Source organism: candidate division WOR-3 bacterium (assembly GCA_026418155.1).
Lineage (GTDB): Bacteria > Hydrothermota > Tepidihabitantia > Tepidihabitantales > CAIPLT01 > JAOABV01.
This window is the reverse complement of sequence record JAOABV010000111.1, coordinates 1-543: the sequence shown is the minus strand read 5'-3', so window position 1 is coordinate 543 and position 543 is coordinate 1. Positions and strand designations below refer to the sequence as shown.

Annotated in this window: 1 protein-coding gene; it reads left to right on the top strand. The window is 32.2% G+C overall.

The window, feature by feature from the left end; genetic code table 11:
- Positions 1–180: 180 nt before the first annotated feature.
- A partial coding sequence (locus N2201_07530) for a B12-binding domain-containing radical SAM protein (GenBank protein MCX7786049.1) occupies positions 181–543 on the top strand: 363 nt, incomplete at its 3' end.

The following is a 543-nucleotide window of genomic DNA, read 5'->3' as shown; positions in this document are numbered from 1 at the left end:
GCCATCGTCCCTGTAGAATTCCTGCGGGTTAGGCAATTAAGTTTCTGAAAGTTATTGCTAACATTTTTAATGTAATTCATTTATTGCTCACCTTTATAATTTTCCAGCACAAGTTAAAATGTAACAATGATTGACTTTATGATATTTTGTAATTACAATGAAAACGGAATTATTTAGTTTATGCTCGAAGACAAATTGAAAAGAATTTTACCATTGGTTACAAAACCAATCCGATATCTCGGTAATGAATATAATGTCTACCATAAAGAACCACAAAATAATTCGCTTTATTTTTGTTTAATAATGCCGGAAATTTATGAAATCGGTATGTCAAATTACGGCTTAAAGATTCTTTATTCAGTTTTAAACCGACAGAAAGATATTATTGCCGAGAGGGCATACGCACCTTGGCTTGATTTTGGTGAAAAACTAAAAGCCGATGACCTTCCTTTATATTCCTTGGAATCCAAACGCCCGTTGCATAAGTTTAACATCTTAGGCTTTTCATTACAGAGTGAATTGTCTTATACCAATGTCTTATAT